Origin of the sequence: Bacillus sp. SG-1 (genome assembly GCF_000181495.1) — a bacterium.
Classification (GTDB): domain Bacteria; phylum Bacillota; class Bacilli; order Bacillales; family Bacillaceae_B; genus Rossellomorea.
In genome coordinates this window covers 1-13300 of the sequence record NZ_ABCF01000072.1, presented here as the reverse complement: position 1 = coordinate 13300, position 13300 = coordinate 1, and the positions used below count along the sequence as shown (strand labels likewise).

Sequence of the window (13300 nt, the reverse complement as noted above, 5' to 3'; positions counted from 1 at the left end):
ATGACGGGAATATCAGGCAAAAAAAAAGAATGCTGGGAGGCTGAAAAAATGGAAAACCAACATAACCGTATGAGACGTGAAGATGTACCAGAAAAACAAACATGGGATTTACGTGACATTTTCTCTTCCAGAGAAGAGTGGGAAAAAGAATTGCAGGCGGTACAAGCAGATGTAAAATCTGTGACACAATTTAAAAACCGGCTTCATGAAAGCGGTCAAGTCATGCTTCAGTGCCTGGAAGCTAAAGAAGAACTCCTAAAGCGTTTTACCCTTGTGTATTCTTATGCTTCACTGAAACAAACAGCGGACCATACCGACACAACCAGCCAGAAAGATGCTGCAAGAGCGGAGGAAGCCGGCTCAAGAATCAACGCGTCCCTTGCTTTTGTCGAAACGGAAATCATTGCTCTGCCTAAAGAGAAATTAAACACTTTTCTAGAGGAAGAAGAAGGCTTAGCGTCTTTCACAAAATATCTCCATGACCTGCAGGACAGAAAGCCGCACACGCTTGGCGAGGAAACGGAGGAAACACTCGCAGCTCTCGGGTCTGTATTCTCGGCACCTTATAATATATACAACCGCGGTAAACTATCGGACATGCAGTTCGACTCTTTTATTGATGAAGAAGGAAATGAGCTCCCTCTCTCTTTTGCCCTTTATGAAGGAAAGTATAGCTCATCCCCTTCTGCAGAAATTCGCAGAAATTCTTATGAATCATTCATTAAAACACTGCAGCAGTATAAGAATGCATTTGCTGCTGCATATGCCACTCAGGTCAATCAGGAAGTCATCACTGCGCGACTAAGAAAATATGATTCTGTTACGGACATGCTCCTGGCACCCCAGCAGGTCACAAAAGAAATGTACAACAACCAGCTGGACATCATACAGGAAGAACTCGCGCCACACATGAGAAAATATGCCCGCTTGAAAAAACGCCAACTCGGCCTTGATAATCTTACCTTTGCTGACTTACACGCACCCCTTGATCCTGATTTTAAAATTGAAACCAGCTATGAAGAAGGTGCAAAAACGGTAAAAGATGCATTGCAGGTCATGGGAGATGAGTATAATGAAATGATTGACAAGGCCCTTTCCGAACGATGGGTCGACTACGCAGACAATGTCGGCAAATCGACAGGAGCTTTTTGTTCCAGTTCTTATGGGGCCCACCCATACGTACTGATGACATGGCCAGATACCATGAGAGGGACATTCACCCTCGCCCACGAGCTTGGACATGCCGGCCACTTCTATCTCGCGGGTAAAAACCAGCGGATGACCAACACACGTGCTTCCCGCTATTTCATCGAAGCACCATCCACCATGAATGAAATGCTGCTGGGCCACCATTTATTATCAAAAGACAACGACAAACGCACGAAACGCTGGGTCATCCTGCAGCTGCTCGGTACGTACTTCCACAACTTCGTGACACACTTGCTGGAAGGAGAATTGCAACGCAGAGTATACGGCCTCGTCGAAGATGGTGAACCATTGACCGCCAGTGTCCTCTCTGAACAAAAAGCCGATATCCTGAAAAAATTCTGGGGAGACACTGTGGAAATCGACGAAGGCGCAAGCTTAACATGGATGCGCCAGCCTCACTACTACATGGGCCTGTATCCATACACCTATTCAGCAGGCTTGACCGTCTCTACCCTAGTTTCCAAAAAGATCATCGACGAAGGACAGCCTGCCGTCGACCGCTGGCTCGATGTCCTGAAAGCAGGCGGCACCTTAACACCGCTTGAACTGACCAAAGAAGCAGGCGTCGACATGTCGGATCCGGATAACATCCGTGAAGCTGTGGCGTATGTTGGCTCGCTGATCGACGAGCTTGAAGAGAGTTATGAATAGGTTTGTTATTACCCCCGGGCTTTTGCCTGGGGGTTTTAGTTTGAGTGTCGTTGAAGTGGGATGGTCGGGGGCCTGGTGTTGAGGCGCTATCGACGACTTTCGTTATTCTACCGACGAGTTGGCTGAGGCTATCAACGGGTTTTGTAATCTATCGACGAGTCGGAGCGTTCTATCAACGACTTTCCCCATTCTATCAACGACTACATTTCTCGGGAGTTCTAAAATGACTAACTTTAGTTTGTCTCCCCAGGCTTTGGCCTGGGGTTTAAGATGTTCCTGCAAAGATTGGATGGTGTGGACACCTGAGGTTGAGGCTCTATCGACGACTTTCGTTATTCTATCGACGAGTTGGCCGAGGCTATCAACGGTTTTTGTAATCTATCGACGAGTCGGAGCGTTCTATCAACGACTACATTTCTCGGGAGTTCTAAAGTGACTAACTTTAGTTTGTCTCCCCAGGCTTTGGCCTAGGGTTTTCACTGTTAATGCCTGCAACTATCCACGACTACATTTTTGATCGTTCAGTCTTATTTTTAAGTCACATACGAGAGGGGGTTAATCCTCATTTATTAGATTTTTCAAGGAGTATACCTTCCACCTGCGAGTCCCTCTCGATGGAAAATTTGCAGATGTAAGAACCCTATTAATGGTAGCTCCAGAATCAACTCTCAAAAATTCCCGCACTTCCCCATTCGTAACCTCAGTCCCCAGCAGCAACGCATAATCCCTCAAAGCAGCGATATGTGCATCTTTGGATTCTCCGCCACAGTTCTCGCATACCCACTTCCCATATGCTCTTTTACAAGGCAAACACTCACAATGCGGACACTTCACACCCTTGATCAATTCATCCGGGCTAATTCCGAATTTTTTAAGTACATCCACTTGCAGTGGTATATGTTGTTTAACGATCTCATTTGCCAACCCCATTGCTTCTTCCTTTAGAAGGTGTTCTCGCTTATATTTTTCCTGAAGTGCATCAAATTGAAATGGATGTTGTCCACTGTGGATAACCTTTTTGTGGACAGTATCTGAGGAAGATTGAAGAATAGTGCGGGAATTACTGCTGACTACTAACGTTTCAATTCGAAGGTGAGATAATTTGAGGGTTGCAAGCCATTTCCTTAATTGGATTTTATGGCGCTTGACTTGCAGCAATGGGTCCGAAAAGCCTTCTTCCCCTTTTTCATTCGTCCTGATGAGTTGATTGAACTCTGTATCAAAATACAGAACCCCTGTCATATTTTTGGTCTCTACTATAAGAATGAACTTCACTGTTAAGATAAGGGTGTCAATTTGAAAGTAGTGGCTACCATCGAAGAGACGGACGTTGTGAAGAATGAAAAAATCTTCCGTAGATAAATAGCTAAGGGGGTAATTCAAGCTTACTTCTCCTTTATACCCTGCCATTCGCCGGCCAAGTGCCTCACAGACCAGCTTCTTAGCAATATGGGTTTCAGCCAGTCTTTCATCCAGTGCTTGCAGCTGCAAAAGTTCCAGGGGGATACTACGTGGTTTGATTATCATTACATCACTCCTTTCAAACGTTTAATTCAGCTTCCCAAGCTGATTTTCCTGCATCATTTTCAATGCTACTATTTCTTTTAAAATTACTTTCAGGAGATATACAAAACAGAACATACGTTCTTGTAATTCCGAACTTTTTTGTCTATACTAATGTTAGAACCTTAAAAAGGAGTGTTGAGGATGAAACAGGCTATACCTTATTTAACGTTTAACGGCAATGCGAAAGAAGCACTGGAGTACTATAAAGAAGTGCTTGAAGGTGACATCACCCAGACTCAAACATTTGGGGAGGCGGATTACCCGACTCCACCGGAAATCGATGAAAAAATAATGCATGCACGGTTTATGAAAGGTGACCTGCTGCTGATGGTCTCTGATACTTTTCCAGGAAGCGAAGTCCAGGCAGGAAGCAACATTTCATTGGTTTTGGAATTTGAAAGTGAAGAGGAAATCCAAAAGGTTTACGATCGACTGATTGATAAAAGCACGGTACATATGGAACTTCAGGATACGTTCTGGGGTGCAAAATTCGCTAAAGTTAAAGATCCTTATGGCATCACTTGGGATTTGAACTATACAAAGTAATATTAAAAAGCACACAAGCAGAAACGCCTGCTTGTGTGCTAGCCTAACTAATCTGGGATTCCACCTGAACAGAGGCAGAATGATCAGATTCATGGGAATCAGTATCGATATCATTAAATTGGTCATACATCGTATACCCTGCAATGACCAGCAACAGATAAACGACAGCAGCAATAACCCACTTCTTCAAGATATATTCCCCCTACAGTTTTACTCTTTGCAGTCTTAATGCATTCAAGACAACTGACACTGAACTGAATGCCATCGCTGCTCCCGCAAGCCAAGGAGCAAGCAGCCCAATCGCTGCTACCGGAATGCCCAATGTGTTATAGGCAAATGCCCAGAACAGATTTTGTTTGATATTTCTTATCGTTTTCTTACTCATATAGATGGCGTCGGCGATACTGTTAAGGTCTCCCCGGATCAATGTGATATCTGCTGCTTCCATCGCCACATCTGTACCCGTACCGATTGCCATACCGATGTTGGCAACCGCCAATGCAGGAGCATCATTGATACCATCTCCAACCATTGCTACTTTCTTGCCTTCAGCCTGAAGTTTCTTAACTTCCTCCGCCTTTCCATCGGGCAGGACTTCCGCAATGACATTCTCGATACCAGCTTCTTTTGCAATGGCCTCGGCTGTCTGGTGGTTATCGCCTGTCATCATGATCACTTGGAGTCCCATCTCTTTCAAGCGGTTGACTGCTTCCTTCGAAGTGTTTTTTATAGTATCGGCCACAGCGATCAATCCGGCATACTCGCCATCTATCGCTACCAGCATCGCTGTTTTCCCTTCGCTTTCCAGATCATTCTTGGTTCGCAGAACAGCTTCTTCTACTCTTATAGCTTCTCGATCCATTAGTTTTTTCGTACCAATCAGCACTTTACGGTCATCGACCATTGCTGACACCCCGAATCCCGGAATCGCTTCAAAATCTGCATCCGACGTGATCTCGATTCCTTTTTCTTTGATCCCATCAACAATGGAAACAGCCAATGGGTGTTCAGAATGACGTTCGGCAGCCCCTACCAATTTCAAGAAGTCTGCTTCATTTACGTCCCCATCAGAGATCACATCTGTCAAAACGGGTTTACCATTGGTGACTGTTCCTGTCTTATCCAGGACAACCGTAGTAATCGTATGAGCGGTTTCAAGGTGTTCTCCACCTTTAAAGAGAATCCCGAATTCTGCTGAACGTCCAGATCCTGCCATGATGGAGGTTGGCGTTGCGAGCCCTAAGGCACATGGACAAGCGATAACAAGGACTGCGATCAGTTTTTCCAAGCTTTCCGCAAAATCTCCTGGAGTGATCCAGATGAACCAAATTAAAAAGGTAATGACCGCCAGACCAACCACTATCGGAACGAAAATTCCTGATATCCGGTCTGCCATCCTTTGGATTGGTGCTTTTGATCCTTGCGCTTCTTCTACCACCTTAATAATCTGGGCAAGCGCAGTATCTCTTCCGACCTTTGTTGCTTTAATCTTAAGAAATCCATTTTTGTTAATGGTGGAACCAATGACTTCATCTCCAACCGCCTTATCGACAGGAACACTTTCCCCAGTCAGCATCGATTCATCAAGGGCAGAACGACCTTCGAGCACTTCACCGTCAACTGGTACTTTTTCACCCGGTTTCACAAATACAACGTCTCCGACAGTTACTTCCTCGAGTGGAATTTCGACTTCTTGACCATTTCTAAGTACTGTTGCTGTTTTCGCCTGCAGACCCATCAGCTTTTTAATCGCTTCAGAAGATCTTCCTTTTGCTTTTGCTTCAAACAGCTTACCCAGGATAATCAATGTGATTAAAATGGCACTGGTTTCAAAATAGAGCTCAGTCATTCCGTCGTTTGTTCCTATTGACTGTATTGATAAGAACAAACTGTAAAAATAAGCGGCTGATGTACCTAATGCAACCAGAACATCCATATTGGCACTTTTATTTTTCAAAGCTTTGTATGCACCGACATAGAACTGCTTTCCGACAACGAATTGCACCGGCGTTGCCAATGCAAACTGAACCCACGGATTCATCAGCATATCTGGCAAATAAATAAATGAGGTGAATTCAAAATGGCTGACCATCGCCCATAGGAGCGGTAATGACAGGATGGCGGAAAAGAGAAATTTCCCTTGCTGCTTTTGTATTTCTTTTTCCCTGTGGTCCGCTGTCTCTTCAGGGTTCTTTTCAGCGGTTTCCCTGGCTCCATATCCAAGTTTATCGACTTTTTTTATAAGATCCGAAGGAGTGATAAGAGCAGGATTATACTCAACAGTCGCTTTTTCCAGGGCAAGATTAACGTTTGCGCTGGAGACTCCGTCCGTTTTGCTCAGGCCTTTCTCAATTCGGGTCGCACAGGCAGCACACGTCATACCTGTAATATCAAATTCAGCTTTTTCGGTAACAACATCGTAACCAAGATCTTTTATTTTCTTCTGCAGCTCCTGTGGTGACGTGACAGAAGAATCAAATTTGACAGAGGCCTTTTCTAATGCAAGATTGACATTTGCATCATTGACTCCCTCAACTTTTTTCAATCCTTTTTCAATTCTGGAGGCACAGGCAGCGCAGGTCATCCCTGTCACTTGATAATTCATATCCTTTATATTGTCACTCATGATAACCCTCCTTATACCTATATAGGGTATATTGATTTCCGAAAGAAACGCGCCTCTTTAGGCACGTTTCAGAACTTATTGAACGTCATAACCTTGATCGTCTATTGTTTCTTTTATGGTATCCAGTGTTACTTCGCTACCATCATAGGAGACATCGACTTTTCCAGAATCCAGAAGTACTTTTACAGATTGGACTCCATTCAGCTCACCAACACTTTTTTCAATTGCTTTTACGCAATGTCCGCAAGACATCCCAGTGACATTTAGAGTAACATTTTCCATCTTAACATCTCCTTATTTCTTCATTAATTTTTGTATAGTGACAAGCACTTCATCCAATACTTCCGTGTCACCTTCCTGTATTCTTTCAAGTACGCAAGATTTCATATGTCCTTCAAGTAGGATTTTTGCAACACTATTCATTGCAGACTGTGTAGCTGAAATCTGGGTAATGACATCATCACAGTACGTATCGTTTTCAATCAGTCTCTTGATTCCGCGAATCTGTCCTTCAATCCGATTAAGCCTTGTGACCAAATTGCTTTTCACTTTATCTGAATGATGGCTTTTTCTGTCTTCATCTGATGAGCAACATGAATCGACTTCAACCAATTCTTCCGGGTTCGATACCATTGCGTCACCTCCCTTATATCAACCTTACTATACCCCCCTATAGTATGTAAAGGCTATAAAGTAAATTTTTTAACCTCTTCTGTGAATTATTTCTCAAAAATGTGGGTTATATGTACATGTATTTACCCGATAAATAAAATAATAACACTACATGTCTAAGCTTTCGGAGGACTTATCTATGTCTAATCATTCAACTAAACTGACTTCTGGTGAGTTGGCGACTCTCTGGACAACCTTTCAAAATGACACCTCTTCTTTATGTATATTTGAATATTTCTTAGCGAAGTGTGAAGATCCCGACATCACCCCCCTTCTTCAATTATCTAAAAATGCTTCCTTGGAACATATTAACTTTTTAAAGAAACTATACAGTGAGGAGCAGATTCCCAATCCTGTCGGCTTTTCAGTCGATGAAGATGTTTATCCGGATACCCCCAGGATGTATGCAGATATGTTTTATTTAATGTTCATGAGACAGATGGCCAAAGTCGGAATGATTACTTACAGCGCGGCTCTGTCCTTGGCCGTTCGCCAGGATATAGTGGATTTTTATCAAGAAGGTTTAACCTTTACTAGCGATTTGTACAAAAAGACGACTCAGACAGCAGTAAAAAAGGGGATTTTAGTCAGACCCCCTTATATACCTTATCCAAAAGAAATTGACTTTGTTGACGAGAAGAGTTATTTCAGTGCAAGTTTAAACCCTTTTACTGACAAGCGCCCCTTAAACGCCATCGAAATCTCGCATTTATTCATGAATACAGAAACAAATTTACTCGGAAGCATGCTTTCCACAAGTTTCGCCCAAATGGCCAGAACGACAGACGTTAAGGATTATATGGTAAGAGCTCGGAAGGTGGCGCAGAAACATATTAAAGTCTTTACCACCACTCTTGTAGATAATGATATGCAAGCACCGATGTCATGGGATACAAACGTTCAGGACTCTACTGTTCCTGTTTTTTCTGAAAAACTGATGATGTTTCTAGTTACCCTTATCACCAACGTCGGAATGGGCAATTACGGTATCGCCGCTTCCGCCAGCATGAGACTTGATATTGCTAATAACTACTTCCGCATGGCTCTTGAAACCGGAAGGCTTGGTAAAAGCGGTGCTGATATTATGGTGAAATACGGTTGGCTGGAGGAGCCGCCACAGTCTCCGGACCGCAATAAGCTGGTGAGGGAGAACAATTAATATAACCAGCTGTCCATATGGGCAGCTTTTTTACACACTCAAAACGAAATAATTACTATCCATAAACCGTAACGATTACGAGATGTTTAGTTAAGACTTTTTTACATAAGGAGTGAAAACAATTGCATAGCAAATCAATGGTTATAACGACAAAGATTATCTCAATTTGAGGGATAAAACCTTGAAATACTAAAAATAGCTTAACAATAACAAACCATCGGAAAAATTCTCCCGATGGTTTGTTAGTTTGCTCATTCTATTTTAATGAAAAATTCCTCAACATAAGGGTTTTCAGGGGCTTCGATCAATTCGAACACCGGGTTGACGATGACTGGCATCATGTTGCCATGAAAGTCCACACTCTCAATCACTCCGCTTACATTAACCCATGTATCTGGTTCGAGAGCGGCAAGCTCATCATCCTCCGTCAAAAGCCCATATACCCCTGCATCAGCGACACAGCAAGTCACAGTAAACCGGGAAATGACCGCCTGGTTCTCAACAAAACTTTCGTCTTTATAAATAAAGCCTGTCAGCTGTATTTCTCTTCCTGTGAATTCATTAAGATTTTCATCGATGATACTGAGCGTTTGGATGAACTGCTCATCCCTGACAATGATCTTTTCCCTGTCAAAAACAATTTCCTTCAGCTTTTCAAAATCTGGTTCTATCGGAAAATCTTCGTAGCTTCCCAGTTCCGGTTCGTTGGAATCCCCCTCAGGTTCCTCAGATTGTTCTTCTTTTTCTACAACTGTTTTGCCGGAAGAAGGCGGGGCTGTAAACATACTGTCTCCAATCTTAACCCCTCTTTTGGCCGCAACCGAACTATCCAGCAGATTATCCGGCAGCAAGAAGCCCATGATCACCGGAATGACAAAAAGGCTGTACACCACTGTAGTTTTTATAAACCCTTTCGGCGGTTCGTGGCCTTCACATCCGCAGTCATGAGATTTAGTAGATGATGACGTACCTCGGATAATCTGGACCGCACCAAGAAATATAAACACTCCGAGTGCAAAGTACATATACCCATGCATCTTGCTTGCAACGAAATTTACCATATCAAAGGTTAAAAAAAGCTTCAGGATCAGCAATGCATAACCAATTAAAATAATTCCTCTGATATATGTATGAAACTGACTTGATTTCATTGTCCCCCTCCTATCCTATAAAAAATTGAAACAGCAAAGTGCAAGTATAGACAACGACAGTAACCACTCCGATAAACAGCAGAACGAAGCGTTTCTTGAAATATGCCAGCATCAGCAATGTATTCTTAAAATCGATCATCGGCCCATAAACCAGGAATGCAAGCAGGGAACCTGAAGTAAAGAGAGTGCCAAATGATGAAGCAACGAATGCATCCGCTTCTGAACATAGGGACACGATATACGCAAAGCTCATCATGACAGCCGGTCCGAAGATTTCGTTTGACCCTATAGCTGTCAAGGTCCCTCTGTCCAAGAACGTCTGGAAAACCGCAGCAATAAGGGCACCGATTATCAGAAACTTCCCCATATCAAAAAATTCGTCACTTGCATGAACGATCGTTTGCATGAACTTATTGGAACCATGCTGGTGGTCATGAGAGTGATCGTGATTATGATGACTCTCCTCTTTGCTGAATCGAAGAGATTCTCTTTTCCCATAAAGTTTATATATCAGTGCCCCAATAATCAGAGCTGCTACTGCTGCAATTCCCATACGACCAAAGACGATAGTCAAGTTATTCTGAAACGCATAGTAAGTAGAAGCAAATACTATTGGATTGAGGATCGGAGCAGTCACCATGATGACAATAGCCAGATGAACAGGGATACCCTTTTTGATTAAACGCCTTGCAACCGGAACAATGGCACATTCACATATCGGCAGCAGTGCTCCCACCAAAACTGCGGGAAAAAGCGCAAGATACGGAAAACGTTTAGGAACAAGCTTCTTCAACAAATCTTCGGAAACAAACACCTGGATCAGGGCAGAAGCGAAGACACCTATTAATATAAAGGGAATGGCCTCCAGCAATATACCAAGAAAAATAATAGTCATGTTACTGAAATTCGATCCCAGCATAAAGTCAGGCAGGAAAACCTTTAGTTTATCACCAACCAGGAACAACCCTATGAACAGAATAAACAACAGGAGGCCAAGCAGTTCCTGGCTCAATATACGAATTGAACTCATTTATAGACTCCTTTTTTAATCGTAATGATTTCGTTTTAATTATATACTATGCCTGTCCTTAAAATCTATGATAATTTTAATAGAAGAAATTTATTCTATTATCTTTACATGGGCTCAATAGATTGACCTTTTTTCGATTACCCCTTATAATAAATTCCTGTGTCCCAGTAGCTCAGCTGGATAGAGCAACAGCCTCCTAAGCTGTAGGTCGCAAGTTCAAATCTTGCCTGGGACGTAAAAAAAAGAAGAGCGAGAATCCTTGTTGTAGCAGGATTCCCGCTCTTTTTTTATGTGCATTTTACTCTACAATTATAACTCTTATAGGTATTACTTCTCCTTTTTAGGTAATATACACCATTATTTTATTCCCGATTTCACCTTCTAGAATTATAATAGAATTAGGAAGGAGATGAAACAATGCAAGTAAGTAATAGTAAATCTGTTACACCTTATGACTATTACCAGAAGCAGCAATCAAGCTATGCCAGAAATAGCAGCGGAACCTACTCCAATGACAACCCACAACAAAATTCCAACTCTATTTCAGCTAATGAGAGATACTCCGTTAATGAAAAAGACGACGCAAGCGGCAATCAAACTTATTCCTCACCTTCGACATCCACATCACAAGACTGGAAAACAATGAAAGACCTCTTGGAAGCCCATTACTCAATCGGTAATCCAGGCATGGGAAATTTTCAGAGTTTCAAAGAAAACATGCAGGGCTTAGTCAAAAAGTTTGTATCCTACAAGGTTGATAAGTACCAACAGTCTTGGGAGTCAAAGCTTCACCAATTCAAGTTAGAAATCAGTAAAGAAGCCTATGAAAAGTACAAGAGCGCTGCTTCCGCTAAAACCTCAGCCACCGATCGCCCTTCAGGGGTAAACGGTACATATGAAAATGCAACAACCGCTTCACCTTCAAGTACAGGCAAACAAGGCAGCGAGACTGAGGCATCAAGTTCTAGTGGGGATTCCGGCTCTACAAATACTTCAACTGATTCTGGAACGGCTGGATCAGGGGCAGGAGAATCGGGGGCAGCCGGCAGCATGAATGACTCCGGTTCTAGCGATTCAGGTAGTACAAGTGGCACTGGTGAATCCGGCGGTTCTTCGGATACGGGCACTGCTGGCGGTTCTGCCGATTCAGGAACTTCTTCCAGTACGGGGACTTCTGAGGGCACTACTGATTCTGGATCTTCTTCCGATACGGGAACTACTGAAGGGTCTTCCGATACCGGGAATTCTTCGGGCTCAGGTTCCTCTGACGGATCTTCTGACTCGGGTTCTTCTTCGGGTACAGGTGGAACAGGCATCATTGGAGGATTGTTTGGCAAAAGATAATAATTTTCTCCTCACCTGCTTCCATAATCCTGGTTGCTGTCTGCATTATGCAGGCAGCTTTTTCTTCAACAGAATGCTGCCAGTTGGGATGGCATGAGGATACCGGGAGATTACACACTTGGTCTCTACTAAAATCTTAAGGTTATGCTCAGTGCTATGGGGCACAATTTTTCGTACCGTGGAGGGTTTTAAATAGTGATGCCCCTCCTTCTATATTACCAAGTTGCTTGAAGCGAAAGGTGAGTGACCTCTTGCGGGATTAGCGGACGTCTAGGTCCAGCGCCCGAGGTTACGTACCCACTGGAACGTAACCCAGCCCCGCGGAGTCACGCACCTGGAGCGTAAATCAATAACCTATATATAAAGCAACAATTTCTAAGAAAGAGCATAAAAAAGAGCGTGAATTCATGATTACCTCAAGAATGCCACACTCATGTTTCTACTATTAAATCATTTCGAACTGCCACTGCTAAATTCCTTCCGTGTCTTAATTATCTTCTGATCCGACCGATTCTTTTCATGACTGGGATGCTGTAACAATCATCGCATACGCCCCCATTGTCTATGAATTCTATCTCATCCAAAATCTCTTTCCTGCATTTAGAGCAAATCCATTTCTTTGTAACCTGCTCCATCCTACCACCTCCATATTATGACGATTCGACATGATTCACACAATTCCTGCTGTGACATTTACATAAATTATGCTCTCTGTACCTAGCGCCTCAGGGGTGTCATATACTGGGTAAATAATTGCTAATGAAGCGGCGGATTGACGGAAGGTGTGTACAGTGGACAGAAAAACCAAAGGGTATATCGGTGGATGGATACAGGCAATAGGTACGGTTCTTTCTGCTATCAGCAGTACTTCATCGCTCAGGATCGGTGAAGAACAATCAGAAAACTTGAACCTAATCGGCAACCTCCTGCAGGCCTCAGGGAGCGCTTTGGCGGCTGATAGCGAAAAAGAGCCCACCCTGTCTAAAATAGGAAATGAAATTCAGGCAATCGGCAATTCGCTTGAAGTTGGGGCAGTGCTTCTGACAGAAGGCACTGTGCAAGATGAACTTGTGATCAAGGGCGATCTCCTGCAGGCTCTTGGCGCTGCATCTGCATTCGCAGATAATTGGGATTCTATTCCTTCAGAAGAAGCACTCCTCTCTCTTTATGGAAATTTGCTTGGGGTGATCGGCAATTCCTTGCAGGCCATTTCTGGCATCTTTGAATTGGAAGGTGAAAAGCGACAGCACCTTAATTCCATCGGAAGTTGGATCCAGGCCATAGGTGGTGTGCTCAGTGCACTGAGCAGCTCTGTCGAAACACTTCCATAATTTATATACGAAAAA

13 protein-coding genes and 1 tRNA gene are annotated in these 13300 nt (G+C 43.2%); 6 read left to right on the top strand and 8 right to left on the bottom strand.

Annotated features, from left to right (window positions below):
* Positions 1–48: 48 nt before the first annotated feature.
* Positions 49–1860, top strand: coding sequence for an oligoendopeptidase F (gene pepF, locus BSG1_RS16755; RefSeq protein ID WP_044023068.1), 1812 nt, complete (start codon positions 49–51; stop codon positions 1858–1860).
* A 555-nt stretch (positions 1861–2415) separates the two neighbouring features.
* Here pepF and BSG1_RS16750 read toward each other — a convergent pair.
* Positions 2416–3387 carry a nuclease-related domain-containing protein gene (locus BSG1_RS16750; RefSeq protein ID WP_006838360.1) on the bottom strand — a complete coding sequence of 324 codons (972 nt, stop codon included), beginning with the start codon at positions 3385–3387 and terminating at the stop codon, positions 2416–2418.
* 180 nt (positions 3388–3567) lie between these two features.
* On the opposite strand from BSG1_RS16750, the gene BSG1_RS16745 reads away from it, so the two are divergent.
* Positions 3568–3972 carry a VOC family protein gene (locus BSG1_RS16745; protein ID WP_006838358.1) on the top strand — a complete coding sequence of 135 codons (405 nt, stop codon included), beginning with the start codon at positions 3568–3570 and terminating at the stop codon, positions 3970–3972.
* A 43-nt stretch (positions 3973–4015) separates the two neighbouring features.
* Here the strand turns inward: BSG1_RS16745 and BSG1_RS21000 are convergent, their stop codons facing one another.
* The 4 genes from BSG1_RS21000 to BSG1_RS16730 all read right to left on the bottom strand — a co-directional run bounded on the left by BSG1_RS21000 (position 4016) and on the right by BSG1_RS16730 (position 7231).
* Positions 4016–4162, bottom strand: a complete 147-nt coding sequence (locus BSG1_RS21000) for a hypothetical protein (RefSeq protein ID WP_006838357.1) — start codon at positions 4160–4162, stop codon at positions 4016–4018.
* Positions 4163–4174: 12 nt separating this feature from the next.
* Complete coding sequence (locus BSG1_RS16740; protein ID WP_006838356.1) at positions 4175–6598, bottom strand: heavy metal translocating P-type ATPase; 2424 nt, start codon at positions 6596–6598, stop codon at positions 4175–4177.
* Positions 6599–6673: 75 nt separating this feature from the next.
* Entirely contained in the window at positions 6674–6880 is a 207-nt protein-coding gene (gene copZ, locus BSG1_RS16735; protein ID WP_006838355.1) for a copper chaperone CopZ, read from the bottom strand.
* A gap of 12 nt (positions 6881–6892) precedes the next feature.
* The gene (locus BSG1_RS16730; RefSeq protein ID WP_006838354.1) at positions 6893–7231 is read right to left on the bottom strand and encodes a metal-sensitive transcriptional regulator; all 339 of its coding nucleotides are present in this window, start codon (positions 7229–7231) and stop codon (positions 6893–6895) included.
* A 178-nt stretch (positions 7232–7409) separates the two neighbouring features.
* Here BSG1_RS16730 and BSG1_RS16725 point away from each other — a divergent pair, with 178 nt between their 5' ends.
* A complete protein-coding gene (locus BSG1_RS16725; protein WP_044023067.1) occupies positions 7410–8429 on the top strand; it encodes a DUF3231 family protein in 1020 nt (339 codons plus the stop codon).
* A 251-nt stretch (positions 8430–8680) separates the two neighbouring features.
* Here the strand turns inward: BSG1_RS16725 and BSG1_RS16720 are convergent, their stop codons facing one another.
* Positions 8681–9580, bottom strand: a complete 900-nt coding sequence (locus BSG1_RS16720) for a TIGR03943 family putative permease subunit (RefSeq protein ID WP_006838352.1) — start codon at positions 9578–9580, stop codon at positions 8681–8683.
* 10 nt (positions 9581–9590) lie between these two features.
* Positions 9591–10610: a permease gene (locus BSG1_RS16715; protein ID WP_006838351.1), complete on the bottom strand. Its 1020-nt coding sequence runs from the start codon at positions 10608–10610 to the stop codon at positions 9591–9593.
* A 161-nt stretch (positions 10611–10771) separates the two neighbouring features.
* On the opposite strand from BSG1_RS16715, the gene BSG1_RS16710 reads away from it, so the two are divergent.
* Together BSG1_RS16710 and BSG1_RS16705 are read left to right on the top strand one after the other, a co-directional pair.
* A tRNA-Arg gene (locus BSG1_RS16710) sits at positions 10772–10845 on the top strand.
* Positions 10846–11027: 182 nt separating this feature from the next.
* Positions 11028–11954, top strand: a complete 927-nt coding sequence (locus BSG1_RS16705) for a hypothetical protein (RefSeq protein WP_006838350.1) — start codon at positions 11028–11030, stop codon at positions 11952–11954.
* A 491-nt stretch (positions 11955–12445) separates the two neighbouring features.
* Here the strand turns inward: BSG1_RS16705 and BSG1_RS20995 are convergent, their stop codons facing one another.
* The gene (locus BSG1_RS20995) at positions 12446–12589 is read right to left on the bottom strand and encodes a hypothetical protein (RefSeq protein WP_156791517.1); all 144 of its coding nucleotides are present in this window, start codon (positions 12587–12589) and stop codon (positions 12446–12448) included.
* A gap of 156 nt (positions 12590–12745) precedes the next feature.
* Between BSG1_RS20995 and BSG1_RS16700 the strand changes: the two genes are divergently transcribed.
* Positions 12746–13285: a DUF6944 family repetitive protein gene (locus BSG1_RS16700; RefSeq protein ID WP_006838349.1), complete on the top strand. Its 540-nt coding sequence runs from the start codon at positions 12746–12748 to the stop codon at positions 13283–13285.
* Positions 13286–13300: the final 15 nt, after the last annotated feature.